This is a genomic window from Rufibacter latericius, assembly GCF_003721515.1.
GTDB classification, from domain to species: Bacteria; Bacteroidota; Bacteroidia; order Cytophagales; family Hymenobacteraceae; genus Nibribacter; species Nibribacter latericius.
This window is the reverse complement of record NZ_RJJD01000008.1, coordinates 921,986-940,051: the sequence shown is the minus strand read 5'-3', so window position 1 is coordinate 940,051 and position 18,066 is coordinate 921,986. Positions and strand designations below refer to the sequence as shown.

The following is an 18,066-nucleotide window of genomic DNA, read 5'->3' as shown; positions in this document are numbered from 1 at the left end:
CCGGGGCTTTTTTGTGCCTTTTCTAAAAACAGCCTCAAAATGCCCCCATCACTAAGCCGTAACTTATCTTTGATTCAAATTCTACATTCCTAATTCCTAATTAAACAGTGGCCCGTATCAAAATAGACCTTCCCGCCAGTTTCTCTTTCCAGACCGAAATGCCCATCCGGATCACTGATCTCAATTATGGCGGCCATTTGGGCAATGATGCTTTGCTGAGTCTCCTGCACGAGGCGCGCGTTAGATTCCTGAAAGAACATGGCTATTCTGAAATGGATTTTGCCGGGGCTGGGCTCATTATGTCAGACGTGGGAATCGTGTACAAAGGTGAGGGATTTTACGGCGATGTGCTCACCGTGCAGGTGCAGGCCACCGAGTTCAGCAAGTACGGCTTCGATCTGGTTTACCGCCTTTCTACCCAAAACGGCAAGGAAATAGCCCACGCTAAAACCGGGATGCTGTGCTTTGATTACCAGCTGCGTAAGCTAAAAACTATTCCGCAAGAAGCCTTAGACCGTCTGGAAACTAAAGCGTAAGATATTTTGTACCTTTGTAGTATGAGTACCACATTGATCCCAGATATCGAGATTCTGAACCGGCAGGACATCCGGAAACTGTCTCTGGACCAACTGAAGGCCTGGATGACGGAAAATGGCGAGAAGCCGTTCCGCGCCAAACAGGTCTACGAGTGGGTCTGGAAACTTACGGCTACCTCGTTCGCGGAGATGAACAACATCAGTCTGCCGCTGCGCGAGAAACTGGAGCGTTTCTTCACCATCAACAGCGTGGAAGTGAACACCAGCCAGTTGAGTTCAGATTATACCATAAAATCCACGTTCCGGCTCTTTGACGGCAACATTGTGGAAGGCGTGCTGATTCCGCACCCCAAACGCATGACCGCCTGCGTGTCCAGCCAGGTAGGTTGCTCGTTGACCTGCTCTTTCTGCGCCACCGGCAAGATGGACCGCATCCGCAACCTCAACGCTGATGAGATCTATGACCAGGCAGTGCGCATCAAGGAACAGACCGAGAACAACTACAACCGGCCATTGACCAACATCGTGTACATGGGCATGGGCGAACCGCTTTTGAATTATGCCAACGTGATGAAGTCTATTGAGCGGATCACCGCGCCCGATGGACTGAACATGGCAGCCCGCCGCATTACGGTAAGTACCGCCGGCATTGCCAAGATGATCAAGAAAATGGCCGATGACGGCATCAAAGCCAATCTGGCCCTTAGTCTGCACGCCGCCAATGACACCAAGCGCAACGAGATCATGCCCATCAACGAGACCAACTCGCTGGAGGCCTTGAAGGAAGCGTTGGTGTACTACCACCAGAAAACCGGCCGCAAGGTAACGTATGAGTACATCCTGCTCAGCCACTTCAATGATAATATCGAGGATGCCCAGGAATTGCTGCAGTTCTCCAAGATTATCCCTTGCAAGGTGAACATCATTGAATACAATCCTATTGAGGGAGGGCAGTTCAAAAAGTCATCTGATGACCGTCTAGAGCCATTTATGCGCTACTTAGCCGACAGAGGCGTACAGGTGAACGTGCGCCGCAGTCGCGGAAAAGACATTGACGCTGCTTGCGGGCAGTTAGCCATCAAAGACAAGAAAACAGAAGCCTAGGCGTTTGCCAAATGATAGAAACAGAAAGAGCCACCCCTTGAGGTGGCTCTTTCTGTTTTAGGCCTGTTTTTAGGAAAATAAGCTCTAAATAGGTTTACAGTTGCCGCGGCGAGGTACGGAGCGCATCTCTGATCTCAGTGAGCAGAACTTCTTCCTTGGTCGGCGCGGGAGGAACATCAGGCGAGGCCGCCTTTTTACGTTTGAGGGTGTTCATCACCTTCACCACCATGAAAATAGCGAAGGCAATGATGAGGAAGTCAATGATGCTCTGGATGAAATTTCCATAGTTCAGGGTCACGTCCGTTAATTTCCCATCTGGGCCCATGACTCCTTGCCGAAGTATCAGTCTCAGGTCTTTGAAATCTACTCCCCCCACCATGATACCCAACGGAGGCATCAGGATATCTTCCACAAACGAGGTGACTATCTTCCCGAACGCAGCGCCAATAATAATACCAACCGCTAAATCTACTACGTTGCCCCGCATGGCAAACTCTTTGAATTCAGATGTCATGGACATAATGGTATGGTTTAAAGGTTAGGAAAAGAAGAAATACAGAAAGCGTGATTAGCGGTTTTTTACCACCAACGTGCTGGCGATTTTGTCGTGCAGAGCTTGCTTGCGCGATGAAAAGGCTGCCATGATATACCCGATGAACATCACCATGGTAGACAGGATAGAAGCGAAAGACCTTCCCAAAGACCTCCCGAAGGAAATGCGCTGCCCGTGCTCATCGGTTACTTTCAGGTTTAAGGCCCTTTTACCCAAAGTGGCCTGCCAAGACGAGCTTTCCATAATGGACTTGTAGAGGATTTGCAGGATAGAAGTGATGGCGATGGAAGTAGACATGGCTGCTATTATGGCGAAAGGATTAGCGGCGTCTGTCGCTACGGCAGTGCCCCCAATCAAAACAGTGCTGATAATCCAATTGGGAATCATCAGCACGAAGCCATCAATTATAACCGCGACAAACCGGATCCAGAAACCTGCATACGCTACTGTATGGGAAGTGTCATAGATGTCAGAGAAAAATGAATCCTGGGTAGTGGTGTTTTCCATAAGGTAAAGGGTTAGAGTTAGGTTAGTACGTGTTCAAGATAGGATTATTTCAGCAAAAGACAAGACGTATTTCCCTTAAATATCCTGGTAGTGAAGAGTTTTGCTCCCTTGAGAGAGTTGAATTCGATTTAACCTTGATTTTCCTAAAAACAGGCGAGAAACACCAAATAAAGATAAAAGCCCTGCTATACCAGTAATAGCAGGGCTTTAAATGAATGGAAAAGATACCGTTATTTCGTCTCTTTCTTTTCTTTCAGCATAATGGCATCCACGTTCTTGCTCCGGATGAGCTGGTTCAGCGCTGGTAAATCAGTTGCGAAAACCTGGTTCAGCTTTTTCAACTGCTCGTCAATCTGGGCCATTACTTCTTTCTGGAACGCATACATCTGGTCAGTGGGCCGGAAGTCACCTACCGAGGCCTGAGAAGCCAGGTTCGCCAGTTTGTTGTTCAGCCTGATGGGGAAGTTCAACGGGTCCTGACCGCTGCGGTTTTTGGTCTGGTACAACGTTTCCTCCACTTCGGTCATTTTCTTGTTCATGGCCTTTGCGGCATCCAGCACGTCTTTCATGTCGGCACGGCCTTGGAAACGGGCAGTAACGGCATTCATCTGGGTGCGGGCTTCGCGTATTTTGCTGATGGCGTCATGCGTTTCGGTGAGTTTGTCGCGCACGGAGAGCAGGAATGCTTGCTGGGCCTGAAGATCTGCCAGCGGCGTTTGGCTGCGTGGGTCTTGTAAGATCACAAACTCTGTTTCCTGCGGCTGTCCGTTCACCGTTAAACGGGCTTTGTACGTGCCGGGAATGGCTTTTGGCCCTTGCGTGCCACCGCCCCACAGAATCATACCTTCAAAGCGGGATGCCTCGGGGTAGGTCATGTTCCACACAAAGCGGTTCAGGCCGGTTTTCGCCTCCAGTTTGTCAGCGGCTTCTTTGGCGCCGTACGTATATTTCTTGATCAGCTTGCCGTCTTTCTCCAGAAGCTCCAGCGTTATTTTAGAAGTGGTATCTGGGGCAGTAGGCAAATAGAAATGCATCATCACCCCACCCGGATGGTTCTGGCCTTCAAACTTGGTGTTCGCGAAATTGGCGCCCAAGGTTTTGTAGGTAGGCATCGGTTTGAACAGGTGAAACTTACCGTCGGCTAACTGCGGAGTGAGTTGGTGCAGCAACGTTAAATCATCAATGATCCAGAAGCCCCGCCCTTGCGTGGCGGCAATGAGGTTGTCGTTTTTGATGGTCAAATCCGTGATGGGCACCAGCGGCAGATTCAGGCGGAATGGCTTCCAGGAAGTCCCTTCATTAAACGAGATGTACATACCGTATTCCGTACCCGCGTACAGCAAACCGGGTCGTTTAGGATCTGCGCGTACTACGCGGGTAAAGTGCGTGGCCGGAATGCCTGTGGTGATTTTCGTCCAGGTTTTACCGTAATCCGTGGTTTTGAAAAGCAGCGGCTGGAAGTCACCGGTTTTGTAGAGCGTAGCCGCCATGTACATCACACCTTTTTGGGTAGGGTGCGGGTCCACGCTGTTGATCATGCTCCACTCAGGCAGCGCCTTAGGCGTTACATTGGTCCAAGTCTTGCCAGCGTCACGGGTCACGTGTACCAGACCATCATCAGAACCGGTCCAGATCACACCTTCCTCAGCCGGAGATTCCATGGCCGCGAAGATGGTGCCGTAGTACTCCACGCTGGTGTTGTCTTTAGTAATCGGTCCACCGGATGGTCCTAGTTTGGACTTGTCGTTGCGCGTCAGATCCGGGCTGATGACTTCCCAGCTTTGGCCTTCATTGGTGGTCACGTGCACGTGGTTAGACGTGGTGTACAGCCGGTTGGCGTTGTGGGGCGAGAAGAAGATAGGGAAGTTCCACTGAAAACGGTACTTCATGCCCTCGGCACCGTGCCCCATTGGGTTATCTGGCCACACGTTGATGGTGCGCTCAAAGCCGGTCTTGTGGTCCAGACGACCGATGAAGCCGCCGTAGTTTCCGCCGTACACAATCTCGGGGTCTTTGGGGTTCACCGCAATGTGCGCGCTTTCAGAACCCGCAGTTTCTTCCCAGTCGTGCTGACCGATGCTGCGGCCACTGGTCCGGCTGGCAATCCGGACGGCGCTGTTGTCCTGCTGCGCTCCGTAGATGCGGTACGGGAAAGCGTTATCGGTGACTACGCGGTAAAACTGGCCAGTAGGCTGATTGTCTGGCGTGCTCCAGTTTTCGCCGCCGTCAAAGCTCACCTGCGCTCCGCCGTCATCGGCGATGATCATGCGCTTGGGGTCTTCGGGGGCAATCCAAAGGTCGTGGTGGTCAGAGTGCGGGGTGGAAATAGATTTGAAGGTTTTACCGCCGTCAGTAGAGTAATGGTGGCCTACGTTGAGCACGTACACGCCATCTATGTTCTGCGGATCAGCGGTAAGGCGGGTGTAGTACCAAGCGCGTTGGCGCAGGCTGCGGTCTTCGTTTACTTTGGTCCAGCTTTCGCCGCCGTTCTCCGAGCGGAACAATCCGCCGTCTTCGGCTTCCACCAAAGCCCATACGCGCTGGTTGTTTACCGGCGAAACGGTCACGCCGATGATGCCCAACGTGCCTTTCGGTAAACCGGTGGCGCGGGAAATTTCCTTCCAGGTGTCACCGCCGTCGGTGCTTTTCCAGATGCCGGAGCCGGGTCCGCCCGAGGAAAGGCTGTACGGAGTGCGTTGTACTCGCCAGGAGGTAGCATACAGGTTTCTGGGATTCACCGGGTCAATGGTGAGGTCTACTACTCCCACTTCTTTGTTCACGAACAAGACGCGTTCCCAGTTCTTGCCGCCGTCTTTGGAACGGTACACGCCACGCATGTCATTGGGTGCATAGATGTTCCCCATGGCCGCTGCATAAACCAAATCAGGGTTTTTGGGGTGGATGCGCACGCGCGAAATGTGCTTGGAATCTTTCAGCCCGATGTGTTTCCAGGTCAAACCGGCATCTTCAGATTTCCACATCCCGAAACCTGAGGACACGTTTCCGCGCACGGTTTTCTCGCCTTCGCCCACGTAAATCACGTTGGGGTCAGCTTCGCTCACCGCCACCGCGCCAATGGAACCTCCGAAGTACTTGTCAGAGATATTCTCCCAGCTGGCCCCACCGTCTTTGGTGCGCCACACGCCGCCACCTGTAGCCCCAAAGTAATAGAGGTTCGGTTTGCCCGGTACGCCGGTCACGGTAGCCGAACGTCCGCCCCGGTACGGGCCGATGGACCGCCACGTCATGCCATTGTATAATTTTTCAGGATACGGGTCCTGGGCTGCTTTCTTGTCTCTGGAAGTGCTGGACTTCGGCTTTTTCTGAGCCTCAGAAGTGAGGGGAGCTAAAAGGGTTAATCCACCCAGCAGCAGGGGAAGGCACTGCCGGAAGAACTTGGGAGGTAAAGAGTTTTGCATGTACGTCAGTTTGTTTGGGTGGTGTTTGGAATGCAGCTAGTAAGCTACTGAAAAATAGCCAATCAGAAAGAAAGCCTTGCCTGTTTAAGAGGTGTTTTTGAGAAAATGGGCGCAAAAAGCAGCAAAAGGTTATCCCTTTTTCTTCTCCATATCGCGCAGCAATCGCACCGTCATGTAGCCTAATCCTAAGGCTAACGCGGCAATGGCGGCCCAAATCAGAATTTTGGAGCTTTTGGGCTGTTTCCCGGATTTAGGGGGACAAAGGGAAGTGATGTTCTGCACCTGAACGACCGGGGTGCTTAGCGGAATGCTGTCCTGGAAGAACTGCAAGTCATACTCCGGGGCGGTTAGTTTCTCATTCCCGAACTGCAATGTATAGGATTGTCCCGGGTTGAGCTCGGCAATCAGGTAGCGGTTGAGCTGCAACACCCGCACCGAGTCAATGGTCAGAGGTGGATTATCGGCGTTCTCAATTTCAATGACCAATCCTTCCACTTTCTGGCGAGGCAAATCCAGCACAGCAGGGGCGTTGGAGTGGAGCAGTAGCGGAACGGAGATTTCCTGCATGCGAGCCCGCCGGAGTTTTCTTCTGCGGCGTTCATACACTTTCTGTTCGCCCAACACTACTCTTCCGGGCCGATGGTACAACGCCGGGGCCGAAATGTACAAAGCCACCTGCTCGGGGTACACCGGTTGCCCGAAACGGAGCCGCAGATAGGTGATGTGGTTCTCGGCACTGTCCACGCGATTCATTGATTGCACCGGAATGCGGGTGTACTTGCCGGCCTCGGAGTACGTGTCGTAATAGCCGGCCTGCAAAATGTTGAGTGGGGCACTAATGGAATCGTTCAACTGGAGCCGGAAGTACCGGTAATTGCTCAACGGAAAGTCCAGCAGTTTGACCTCATTGGTGCTTTTGGTGTTACGGATGGCGTACAACACATCCTGTTCCTTGAGCACGTACCAATCCTGTTGGTCATCGCTGCCGCTCAATGAAACCTGTTTGCGGACCTCGGCATTACCAATGCGCAAGCTGATGTTGTTTATAGCCCGTTTCTGCGGATTGTGCACCAAAAGCTCTGACGTGCCGCCTGGTTTTCTTGTATAGCTTAGAATCTGGTACGGCTTGAACAAGGTGCGGTATTGAAGAGGCACCTCGGTGCGGACCAGGTACGGCACGGCTTGTCCCTTAGAATCAAATACCCTGAGGTCTTCCAAGTTGGGTTGCAGGTGCCCCATCACCTGAGGCGGAAGCAGGATGCGGTGGTAGCCTGGCTGAGTCACCGGAGCAAGTTGAGCCTGCCAGCCAAAATCCTGCGCTGAGGCAGATAGCGTGGGCCATAGAAATCCGGCTAAAAAGAACAGCAGTTTACTCTTCATTTGGAACAGGGCTAGCCTCCAAAGGCTTGGTTTCGCCTTCTAAAATAAGGTTTTTAAGTTTTTGGTACATAAACGATATCACCAGCAACAGCACACCAAGGCAGATGAAGGCTGCAATCTTGCCTCCCTCCGTCATGTCCCGCACATCAAACAGGAAGAGCTTGAGCAAGGTCAGGAAGAACAAGGTGAGCGAGATGATGCGCAGGGTCTTGATTTTCTTGGACATGCCCACCATCATGAGCACAAACGAAATCACGCCCCAAAGAATAGGAAACCCGATTTTCCGGATGTGCCCCATGGAGTTGTACAGCTCAGCAGAGGTGGGGTGCGACTTCAACAACCACAAGTGCACCAATTCAAAGCTGAGCAGAAAGACACCCGCGGCACTGGCTAGCCACAAGCTGATTTTTCCTAGCCTGCTGCCAAATCCAAACTGCTGCTGCATCTTTCTGAGCACTACGGCCAGTAATATAATCAGCGTGAGCAGCGGCAGATAATGACTTAGAAAGGCTGATAGCGTCTCGGTTTGGTTAAACAGATATCCGTTGCGGATGTAGCTCACTGATGGCTGCAGATTGGTCAAATACCCCAGCAGCGCCACCACCGAAAGGCCCATGACTACTCTGCCGTATACCGGATTGGGTAAACGAGTACTCCACGCCAGCAAGCCCAACAGGAACAGATAATGGTAGAAGCCCAGCAACTGTATCTGTACATCGCTGCTCAAGGTAGAATGGGTAAGTTGGTGTTGCAACTCTAGCAGAAGCACCAGATACAGGAATAGCACTAGCGCCAGACCCACCAGGGTTCTGTACACCTGGAAGAACCTGATGGGTGGAGTGGTGGTTTCGGTCTCCCGTCCCAGCAGAAACCAGGTTCCCGCCAAAGAGGCGACTACGACCAGACCGGTGATAAAGAGCTTGTTCAGCAGTAGCGGCAGTCCTGCGCGGGCAATTGAGTAATCTAGCCAGTCCATGGCCAAGCTGCCAAGCATTAACACCAGCACCAGCACCGAGGCGTGTTTCATCAACTGAATCCCTGACCGTTGCGAGAGCCAAAGCAGCAAGACCGCTTCCAACGCCCAGAACAGGGTAATGTAATTGCCTTCCAGCTGAATAGGTGCCGATAAACTCAGGAACGTCAATACCAGCCCAATGAGCAGGTACACCAAATTGCGGTCTACCCGGTTGCTGCGGTAAAGCCCGTACGCAAACACGAAGTTGAAAAGGCCCAGCAGAATAGTGAACAAGCCTCGGTAACTGCCTCCGGCTATCTGTGACATGACGTACATGCCCACCCCATAATACAGAAACGTGTTGCTCAGCAGCATCATAATCTCGGGGCCGGTAAATCTGCGGCGCTCCTTCACGTTGTAAATAAGGTTCATCAGGAAGAACACCAAGTAAAAGAGCGTGGCAAAGACCAGGGCACCCACGTAAGGGGCATTGGGCACGTCTACCACCCGGGTACCGAACCAGCCACCGTATAGAATGATGGTGAAAACGTAGGCAATCAGGTTCAACAGGTTCCATTTTTTGAAGTAGGCCAGCACCAGAATACCCACGTTCAATAGCAGGATAAAGACAAACAGCACCACGTAATTGCCTTCGCCGGTACTCACCATAAACGGACTCCCGAAACCACCCACCAAGGCCAGCACTGCCAGTTCCATGCGGTCATAAGCAATGGACAGGAAGATGGTAAAGCCCGTAATTGCCATCATCAAGATGAACGCCACTGTCTGACTAAAAATCTGATATTCATGGAAGGCAATGGCAATGGTGAAGTACAGCACCGCCATCCCGCCTCCTATCAGCACGGAGCTGAAGGCTTTGTAGTCTTTCCGAAGCCGGTGCGCGATGCCCAGCAATGTGCCGCCCGCCAGCAACCCAATGGCTACCCGGCCAATCTCGTTTATCCAGTCCTGGTCAATGGCATACTTCACGAAGAACCCAATCCCCAGCACCAGAATCCCAATTCCGAGTTTGTTGATGAGGTTCTCGCCGATGAACTTCTCCCAATCCAGCTTGCGCGAGAAAATGGAAGGTTTGGTGGATTCTGCCTCTTGCGGAACAGAGGCCTCCTCAGTTGAGGTAAAAGCAGCGGTTGGTATTGGTTCAGGAGCCGGAATGTGTTCAGGTTGCGCAACCGGTGTTTCAACCGGAATTGGTGTAGGTGGCGTGAAGACCGGTGGAGGCGTAGGAACAGGTTGTGCTACAGGTGGAGCTGAAGCTTCGGCGGAGGGCGAAGCAGCTGCATGGGCAGCATCTCGTCGTATGGCTTCCTGGGCGGCATCCATTGGTGGGCGCACCGTGGAGCGGCTGAGCTGTTCCCGCAGCCGAGCCAGTTCTTCCCGCATATCCTGCATGTCTCGGTGGTGCTGCACAAAATGCCTCGATACACTGGTTCCAAACCAAAGCGCCAGCCCCACCAACACCATAAGCAGTAATACCTCCATAAAAGCCTTTTATTGTCAAGGCTCTATATTACAATTTTATCTGGTAAAACGTGCGCAGGGAAGTGCTGCGCTTGATTTAAGGCTATTTCCCAGAAATTACCTCAAAAGCGTTCGTCAATCAGCTCTTTGTTGATGGCTGCTCCGGCCATGGTACCAACTGCGACAGCCATAGAAACAGAGCGCATCATGATGGTAGCATCGCCGGCTGCGTAAATGCCGGGCACCGTTGTCCTCTGGAGGATATCCACTTTCAGGTGCCCCGCTGGAGTAAGTTCACACCCTGCTTCCTGTGGCAAGGGGCAGTGTTGGGTAAAGGTGGGTCTGGCAAAGATGGCTTTCAGCGGCAGGGTGGAGCCATCTGTGAACACCACGTTTTGCAGGTATCCCTGTTCATGGCTTAACGAAGCAATTTCCCGTTCCTCCAGGGCAATCTGGTGGTTCTGTAATACCATTAACTGCTCCTGGCTGAACGTGTGCTTTCCGTTCGTGAGCACCGTCAACTTGGGCGACCAGTTAGAGATAAGCTTTGCTAATTCAAACGCCATGTCGCCATTGGCCAGAATACCAAGTTCCTGGTGGTGTACTTCGTAGCCGTGGCAATATGGGCAGTACAGCACCGAGATGCCCCAACACTCCACGAATCCTTTCAATTCAGGCATTTGGTCCTTCACACCAGTCGCGAATAAGAGTTTGCTGCCCTTGAAAGTAGCGCCCGCCTCTGTGGTGACTTCAAAGGCACTGGTCTGCCCGGCTACTTTTACTGCTTTGCCATTTTTAATGATAACGGTAGGATATGCCAATACCTGTTCCCGGGCTTTCTGCGCAATAGCGGCGGGCGTTTCGCCATCCTGGGTAAGAAAGTTATGCGAGTGCGGTGTCTGCCAGTTGCAAGGCTGGCCACTGTCCAGCACCAGTACATGCCGAAGTGACCGGCCCAATGCCATGGCCGCGGAAAGCCCGGCGTAACTTCCGCCAACGATAATCACATCAAATTCGGTTCTGTCTTCCATGATATGGTATAATAAGCGGCATCTTAAAAGGAAGCTTAACTTCAGGAATGACTGCTCTGCGTCCTTGGGATGAGCTTCTTTTGAGGTGCCTGGTGGAAATTGTTTTTGGCAAATGTAAATGAATTTTTTATTATTGCAACATTGTTGCATTAGAGATATGAAGAGACGAAACACACCTTCCCAACAGGCTATACTGGCCATGCTGAAGTCTGCAAACTCAGCCTTAAGCCAGGATATGATTGAACAGCAGCTGAAAGGCGAAGCAGACAGAGTTACTATTTACCGGGTTTTGAATCGCTTCTGTGAAGATGGCCTTACTCACCGCATTGTCTCTGATGATGGGAAGTCTTACTTTGCACTATGCCATGGGTGCCAGGAAAACCACCACACACATGACCATTTCCATTTCAAGTGCCTGAGTTGCCAGAAAGTGGAATGTTTATCTGAGAAAGTGCAGGTGTCCTTGCCACAAGGATATCGGGCCCAAAATGTGAATGCTTGGGTGTCTGGGCACTGTGCTAGTTGTAGTGCCTAATGAGGTAAAGCTGTTTTAAGGGCCTTTTTTGGAAATAGGGCGGCAAACGGGTCCTTTGGTTATGGTTGCCAAACAAGGAGGCTGAACCCCATAAAAAGCATTTTTTGAGTTGAGTTCTTTAGGTGCAAGTGGGAAGGATGGCTTGAATAGACCTTAATTTACCTTTAAAGCCTTTCTTAGGAGAGGAATAGCGGTGCTTATGTATATACTGGAATACACATATCTAGGAATGCAGAAAAGCCCTACAAATGAGACTTGAAGTCATTTGTAGGGCTTTTCTTGTAGAGAGCCTTTTAGTCTTGAAGATTCAGGAAGATACCAATTCTCTTTAGTTTATAAGAACTTAGTTGCAGGTGTAAGTAAACAGGGACTTATACTCGGTTTGACTCCATGAAGCCTTTCTAATAATCTCAGTTACAGCTCCGCTAGTGTTGTACTTATAGGAATAAGTATCCGTGAGGGTTGATTGTCCGTCTGAAGAGGTATACACTTCTTTGGCAGGGTTGTTCCTGCTCTCCCCATTTAAAGGCAATCCTTTCACCATGAAGACAGGGTTAAGTTTATCATCATAATTAGAGTAAACCCTATAGCCAGACACTGCTGTTCCATTTTGAACGTAATATGTTTCTTTGGAAATGTTCTGGCTGTCTCCTGCATACTCGTAGATAAACTTATTAGTAGACCCATCCATTGTCCTCAATTGCTGAATCATGCGTTTGTTGGCATCATAAGTATAGGTAGATACCCAGTAAAGCGTGGTGCCTTTGTAATTTGTCTCTCTGCTGATAGTGCCGTCTGCATTGTATTCAAAAGTGGTATAGCTTTCTTCTTGTCCTTCACCTTTTGTATAATTTATACGCACCAGTAGATTCTGGCCATTGTAGACATAAACTCGCGAAGAGACAGTAGGTGATTGGTTTGCTAAACCTTCTCTTATCTCCATTTTTGTAACATATCCTTGGCTGTTATAGGTGATTTGCGAGAGTCCAATAGACACCCCATTAAGGACCGTTTCATTTGTAACTACTTGACAGCTGTTCTCCTGGGTTTTCTTGGTTTCCAGTGGGTCTTGGTCTTCATCGCCACAGGAAATAAAACAAAGAGGAACTGATATAAGCAGGCTAAGTAATAATCTGGTAAAAGTTGCTTGCATATGATTAAGTAAAAAGGTGAGCAAAAGAAAAAATCAATAGATTGCTCTTGCTATAGACATTGTTTTGTAGAAAATGGAAACGTAAGCTAAGAAATTAGTTTTACAAGCGCATTCAGAATGTCTTTCCCTTTACCAACATAGACAAAGGCCACCGGATAATACAACAATGTTTTGTAGGTTGGGCTATAATTTACAGGGCATAAAAAAGGGTCTCACCGTACTTGGTGAGACCCTTTTTGTAGATGTATAATCTTAAATGCTTAGCCGTTGGCTTGGGCGTAGCGGCGGTTTACTTCGTCCCAGTTGATGAGGTTGAAGAACGCCGTGATGTACTCTGGTCTGCGGTTCTGGTACTTCAGGTAGTACGCGTGCTCCCACACGTCTAAGCCCAGGATTGGAACACCGCCGCATGAGTCAACACCTTCCATCAATGGGTTGTCTTGGTTAGCGGTAGAGCAGATTTGTACAGAACCACCTTCTACGGCGCAAAGCCAAGCCCAACCAGACCCGAAACGGGTAGTAGCGGCTTTGGTGAATTCTTCTTTGAAGGCATCGTAAGAACCGAAGGCTCTGTCAATGGCCTCGGCTACCGGACCAGTTGGGTTTCCGCCGCCATTTGGCGCCAGGATGGTCCAGAACAGGTTGTGGTTGTAGAAACCACCGCCGTTGTTACGCACCGCTGGAGTCTTGGCCGCATCGCGCAGGATCTCCTCAATGGACTGGTTTTCCTTCTCAGTACCCTGGATGGCGTTGTTCAGGTTAGTGGTATACGCCTGGTGGTGCTTGGTATGGTGGATTTCCATTGTCTGACGGTCGATGTGCGGTTCAAGCGCATCGTACGCATACGGAAGTTGCGGAAGTTCAAATGCCATAGTTTTATGTGGTTTTAGGTTAGAAATACTTGTGTTCTGCTATTAATACGGAACGGGCCAAAGATAAACTAAATTCTTTTGGCTCTAAAAAACTCGGTCATCAATTGCGAGCACTCGTTCGCCAGGATGCCGGTCACCAGTTCGGTCTTGGGGTGCAGCAGGTTTACGCCGGTTCTTCGGTAGCCGCGTTTCTCATCGTTGGTGGCGTATACCACGCGTTTCAACTGGGACCAATAACTGGCGCCGGCGCACATGACGCAGGGTTCCACAGTAACATAAAGCGTGCAGTCATGCAGGTATTTATTGCCCAGGTGGTTGGCAGCGGCAGTGAAGGCCAGCATCTCGGCATGGGCCGTGACGTCGTTGAGTTTCTCGGTCTGGTTATAGGCGCGCGCAATGATTTTGTTCTGGCACACCACCACGGCGCCAATGGGGATTTCGCCTTCTTCAAAGGCGTATTGCGCTTGCTTGTAGGCTTCGCGCATGAAATGTTCGTCTGAATGGATGCTTAGCACGGGTTTAGGTTCTAGTAGAAACGGTAACCTCTTTTTACTGGCTACCGGCTCTTTGGTTGTGTATAAAGCGTTTAGGGCCTGTTTTCTGAAAAACAGGCCCTAAACAGAAACGGTCTACTCCTCTCCGGAGGGAAAATCAGAATTACTTCACGGTGGCGCTGGCCATCACGGCGCGGGCGGTTTCCTGCCACTCCTGCTGCAACGCAACCGGTGCGTTAAAGCTGAAAATCAGCATCTGGTCCTTCTGGAACGTGTACTGAATAAGCGTGTACTTTCTAATAGGAGCCATGTTGCGGGTGCGGCGCTCGTCGCGCACGGTGGAGACAAACTCATACACCAGGTATTCGCGGCCGTTAATGGTTTGTTTCTCCTCACGCAGGAACTTCACCTCGGTGAACATGCGCTGGATGGACGCTTTGTAAAAGGGCAGCAGAATGTTGATGTCATCTGCCGGGAAGGTGCTGGGGCGCTGGTTCACGCTGATGTCCACTTGGCCATCGGGGCTGGTGAAGACGCCTAACGGTTTGCGGGCTGCCGGGTACTCGCGGGCGATGCCGTCATCGGGCATTACGTCAAAGTTCTGCGGAATAGACAAGGTCACGTTCTTGGCCACCGTCACCTTCTTCAGTTTGGGCGCGAACGCAAGCAGGAAGGTGAGGGGCAATAGCAACGCAAAAAGGTAGTTTCTCTTCATATTCATAAAAACACGCCTGAAATGACGTAACAGGCCAATGCAAAATCCGGGCCGTTAAGTTCCGAAGGGCAGGCAAAGGTAGGGGAGAAAGTAACTTTTTCAATCTGGGCCCAAACGGAAAAAGCCCAACTAAGATAGATGGGCTTTTATCGGTTTGAAGAAAATTTACTAAAAACATAACTCAAACGAGGGGCAGGAGGGGACCGCTCATCATTTGCTTGGGGGAGAATACAATTACTCTCAGCTATGAGTCATTAAACTTTAAAAATTATTACAAGAATCCCTAGATTTTTCTGAATATTTTAAAATACATCGATTTCATAATGTCTGTTTTGTAAAATAAACAGAACGGTTGTTCGTTAAAGTAGGCTGGGCGTACAAAGCCCATGAGAGAATGTATTTTAGTTTGAATCTTAGGTTTAAGTGCCTACTTTTGCACCAAATAGCTTTGTAATATGGAAACAACTGTCCCTGCACAATATTTACCGGGAGATTATCTTCCAATCGTGATTCAATTTGTGGCGGCTTTGGGTTTTGTGGTGTTCTCAATGGTGGTTACCCACCTGATTGGACCCAAGCGCAAAAGTCAGGTGAAAAATGCTTCCTGGGAGTGTGGTATTGAATCTAAGGGTGATGCCCGTACCCCTATCTCCATTAAGTATTTCTTGATTGCCATCCTGTTTGTACTTTTTGACGTGGAAGTAATCTTCCTGTATCCTTGGGCCGTGAACTTCAGAGCCTTGGGCCTGGACGGCTTTGTCTGGATGCTCATGTTTATGGGACTGCTTTTAACCGGTTTCTACTACGTGATTAAGAAGGGCGTTCTTAAGTGGGAATAGCACCAGAAATCGTCGCGTAGGCGGCAAACTTTTACAAGCGAAAAAGTGTTCAGAAAGAGGCCGGTTCTTGGCCTGATTCTCTGAAAACTAAGCGAAAACGACTCATGAGCGATAACAATAGCAATTTAACCATGGTAGACGCCCCAGAAGGGGTAGAAGGAACCGGCTTTTTCGCCACTTCCCTGGAGAAAGTAGTAGGCTTGGCCCGGAAGCATTCTTTGTGGCCGTTGCCGTTTGCTACCTCTTGCTGCGGTATTGAGTACATGGCTACCATGGGCTCGCACTATGATATTTCCCGTTTCGGGTCTGAGCGCCCAAGCTTCTCGCCTCGTCAGGCCGACCTTCTGATGGTGATGGGTACCATCGCCAAGAAAATGGGTCCGGTGGTGAAACAGGTGTATGAGCAGATGGCCGAGCCGCGCTGGGTAATCGCCGTAGGCGCGTGCGCTACCAGCGGTGGTATCTTTGACTCTTACAGCGTGTTGCAAGGCATTGACCGCATTGTACCGGTAGACGTGTACGTGCCTGGTTGCCCTCCTCGCCCTGAACAGATTCTGGATGGCTTGATGCGTATTCAGGACTTAGCCGAGAACGAGTCGCTCCGTCGCCGGAACTCTCCGGAATATCAAGCATTACTGGCTTCTTACAACATTAAATAAGGCATGGCCGAACTAACCAACGAACTGCTGGTGCAAACGCTGCAAGAAAAATTCGGCGACCAGTTGTTTGATGTGCATGAGCCTTACGGGCTTGTGACCGTTACCACTACCCGGGAAAACATCATTTCTGTTCTGCAGACACTGTATGATGATGCCTTCCTGCAATTCCAGTTCCTAACCACTTTATGCGGTATTCATTACCCAGATAACAAAGGGCAGGAGTTAGGTGTTATCTATCACCTGCACAGTCTGGTGCATAACATCAGGCTACGCATCAAAATCTTCTTTCCAGAAGATGATGCCGTGGTACCTACTGCTACCAACCTGTACGCCACCGCCAACTGGATGGAACGCGAAACCTTTGACTTCTACGGCGTCCGCTTTGAGGGTCACCCTAATCTTATCCGCATTCTCAATGTGGAAGAGATGGAGGCGTTCCCTATGCGCAAAGAGTTTCCGCTGGAAGACCAGACCCGCGAAGACAAGATCAATACCTTCTTCGGAAGATAAACTTTATAAATGCCAACGGCTTTGCTCTACAGGCAAGGCCGCCGGCGTTTCTGCTTACTACTAAGTTCCCACATGGAGTTAGCCAAACAGAACACACAAATAGTTACCCCAGATTCCTACATGCAGGAGCTCACCACTCTGAATTTAGGACCTACGCACCCTGCCACGCACGGTATCTTCCAGAACATCCTGCAAATGGATGGTGAGAAGATTGTGTCTGGCGTGCCAACCATTGGGTACATACACCGCGCCTTCGAGAAAATCGCGGAGCGCCGTAACTTTTACCAGATTACCCCGCTTACCGACCGCATGAACTATTGTTCCTCACCCATCAACAACATGGGCTGGTGGATGACGGTAGAGAAGCTGTTGGGCGTGACCGTTCCAAAACGTGCCGAGTACATCCGGGTAATTGTGATGGAATTAGCTCGTATTGCCGACCACTTGATTTGTAACTCTATCTTGGGTGTAGATACCGGAGCCTTCACCGGCTTCCTGTACGTTTTCCAGGAAAGAGAGAAAATCTACGAAATCTACGAGGAAATCTGCGGTGCCCGCTTAACCACCAACATGGGTAGAGTAGGCGGCATGGAGCGTGATTTATCACCTATAGCTATCCAGAAGATCAGAGATTTCCTGCGTGATTTCCCTAAGGTATTTCGCGAGTTTGAAACCATGTTTAACCGTAACCGGATCTTCATTGACCGCGTGGAGAATGTGGGACCAATCACCGCAGAGCGCGCCTTGAACTACGGCTTTACCGGTCCTAACCTGAGAGCCGCGGGCGTGGATTATGACGTGCGTGTCATGAACCCTTACTCTTCTTACCAGGACTTCGATTTCGAGATTCCGGTAGGTACCAAGGGCGATACGTACGACCGCTTCATGGTGCGTAATGAGGAAATCTGGCAGAGCTTACGCATCATCCAACAAGCCATGGACAACCTTCCTGAAGGTCCGTTCCACGCCGATGCACCAGAGTTCTATTTACCTCCAAAGCAAGACGTGTACCGCAACATGGAAGCGCTTATCTATCACTTCAAAATTGTGATGGGTGAGATTGATGCACCAGCCGGTGAAGTGTATCACTCGGTAGAAGGCGGTAACGGGGAGTTAGGTTTCTATTTAGTGTCTGACGGAGGCCGCACGCCGTACCGTTTGCATTTCAGAAGACCTTGCTTTATCTATTACCAGGCCTATCCAGAAATGGTAGTAGGCACACAGTTGTCAGATGCCATTGTGATCCTGTCTTCCATGAACGTGATTGCCGGTGAGCTGGACGCCTAAGCGATTCCTATTTTAGAAACGATTTTTCCTAAGCC

The 18,066-nt window shown here is 50.4% G+C and carries 17 protein-coding genes; 7 read left to right on the top strand and 10 right to left on the bottom strand.

Annotation, left to right across the window (positions count from 1 at the left end):
* The first annotated feature begins 107 nt into the window (after positions 1-107).
* On the top strand, positions 108-536 hold the full coding sequence (locus tag EFB08_RS15920) for an acyl-CoA thioesterase (RefSeq protein WP_123127905.1): 429 nt from the start codon (positions 108-110) through the stop codon (positions 534-536).
* 21 nt (positions 537-557) lie between these two features.
* Positions 558-1,640: a 23S rRNA (adenine(2503)-C(2))-methyltransferase RlmN gene (gene rlmN, locus EFB08_RS15915; RefSeq protein ID WP_123127904.1), complete on the top strand. Its 1,083-nt coding sequence runs from the start codon at positions 558-560 to the stop codon at positions 1,638-1,640.
* Between the two features lie 94 nt (positions 1,641-1,734).
* Here rlmN and mscL read toward each other — a convergent pair whose 3' ends face one another.
* The 6 genes from mscL to EFB08_RS15885 form a co-directional block, all read right to left on the bottom strand.
* Complete coding sequence (gene mscL, locus EFB08_RS15910) at positions 1,735-2,160, bottom strand: large-conductance mechanosensitive channel protein MscL (RefSeq protein ID WP_123127903.1); 426 nt, start codon at positions 2,158-2,160, stop codon at positions 1,735-1,737.
* Positions 2,161-2,208: 48 nt separating this feature from the next.
* Positions 2,209-2,700, bottom strand: a complete 492-nt coding sequence (locus EFB08_RS15905; RefSeq protein WP_123127902.1) for an RDD family protein — start codon at positions 2,698-2,700, stop codon at positions 2,209-2,211.
* A 230-nt stretch (positions 2,701-2,930) separates the two neighbouring features.
* A complete protein-coding gene (locus EFB08_RS15900; protein WP_123127901.1) occupies positions 2,931-6,119 on the bottom strand; it encodes a WD40/YVTN/BNR-like repeat-containing protein in 3,189 nt (1,062 codons plus the stop codon).
* A gap of 129 nt (positions 6,120-6,248) precedes the next feature.
* Positions 6,249-7,499 carry a DUF3999 family protein gene (locus EFB08_RS15895; protein ID WP_123127900.1) on the bottom strand — a complete coding sequence of 417 codons (1,251 nt, stop codon included), beginning with the start codon at positions 7,497-7,499 and terminating at the stop codon, positions 6,249-6,251.
* Complete coding sequence (locus tag EFB08_RS15890) at positions 7,489-9,957, bottom strand: DUF2339 domain-containing protein (RefSeq protein WP_227006357.1); 2,469 nt, start codon at positions 9,955-9,957, stop codon at positions 7,489-7,491. The genes EFB08_RS15895 and EFB08_RS15890 overlap by 11 nt, the downstream gene beginning before the upstream one ends.
* Before the next feature lie 101 nt (positions 9,958-10,058).
* Positions 10,059-10,967: an NAD(P)/FAD-dependent oxidoreductase gene (locus EFB08_RS15885; RefSeq protein ID WP_123127899.1), complete on the bottom strand. Its 909-nt coding sequence runs from the start codon at positions 10,965-10,967 to the stop codon at positions 10,059-10,061.
* 157 nt (positions 10,968-11,124) lie between these two features.
* On the opposite strand from EFB08_RS15885, the gene EFB08_RS15880 reads away from it, so the two are divergent.
* A complete protein-coding gene (locus tag EFB08_RS15880) occupies positions 11,125-11,502 on the top strand; it encodes a Fur family transcriptional regulator (protein WP_123127898.1) in 378 nt (125 codons plus the stop codon).
* A gap of 343 nt (positions 11,503-11,845) precedes the next feature.
* On the opposite strand, the gene EFB08_RS15875 is transcribed toward EFB08_RS15880, so the two are convergent.
* From EFB08_RS15875 to EFB08_RS15860, 4 genes are all read right to left on the bottom strand, one after another.
* Complete coding sequence (locus EFB08_RS15875) at positions 11,846-12,655, bottom strand: hypothetical protein (protein WP_125077757.1); 810 nt, start codon at positions 12,653-12,655, stop codon at positions 11,846-11,848.
* Between the two features lie 260 nt (positions 12,656-12,915).
* Positions 12,916-13,527: a superoxide dismutase gene (locus EFB08_RS15870; RefSeq protein WP_123127896.1), complete on the bottom strand. Its 612-nt coding sequence runs from the start codon at positions 13,525-13,527 to the stop codon at positions 12,916-12,918.
* 68 nt (positions 13,528-13,595) lie between these two features.
* Positions 13,596-14,042, bottom strand: a complete 447-nt coding sequence (locus EFB08_RS15865; protein ID WP_227006356.1) for a nucleoside deaminase — start codon at positions 14,040-14,042, stop codon at positions 13,596-13,598.
* Positions 14,043-14,184: 142 nt separating this feature from the next.
* A complete protein-coding gene (locus tag EFB08_RS15860) occupies positions 14,185-14,736 on the bottom strand; it encodes a hypothetical protein (RefSeq protein WP_125077756.1) in 552 nt (183 codons plus the stop codon).
* Positions 14,737-15,191: 455 nt separating this feature from the next.
* On the opposite strand from EFB08_RS15860, the gene EFB08_RS15855 reads away from it, so the two are divergent.
* The 4 genes from EFB08_RS15855 to nuoD all read left to right on the top strand — a co-directional run bounded on the left by EFB08_RS15855 (position 15,192) and on the right by nuoD (position 18,031).
* Positions 15,192-15,575, top strand: a complete 384-nt coding sequence (locus tag EFB08_RS15855) for an NADH-quinone oxidoreductase subunit A (RefSeq protein WP_123127893.1) — start codon at positions 15,192-15,194, stop codon at positions 15,573-15,575.
* Positions 15,576-15,679: 104 nt separating this feature from the next.
* Positions 15,680-16,234, top strand: coding sequence for an NADH-quinone oxidoreductase subunit B (locus EFB08_RS15850; protein ID WP_062543819.1), 555 nt, complete (start codon positions 15,680-15,682; stop codon positions 16,232-16,234).
* 3 nt (positions 16,235-16,237) lie between these two features.
* A complete protein-coding gene (locus tag EFB08_RS15845; RefSeq protein ID WP_123127892.1) occupies positions 16,238-16,744 on the top strand; it encodes an NADH-quinone oxidoreductase subunit C in 507 nt (168 codons plus the stop codon).
* Between the two features lie 72 nt (positions 16,745-16,816).
* Positions 16,817-18,031 carry an NADH dehydrogenase (quinone) subunit D gene (nuoD, locus tag EFB08_RS15840; RefSeq protein ID WP_123127891.1) on the top strand — a complete coding sequence of 405 codons (1,215 nt, stop codon included), beginning with the start codon at positions 16,817-16,819 and terminating at the stop codon, positions 18,029-18,031.
* The last annotated feature ends 35 nt before the right edge of the window (positions 18,032-18,066 follow it).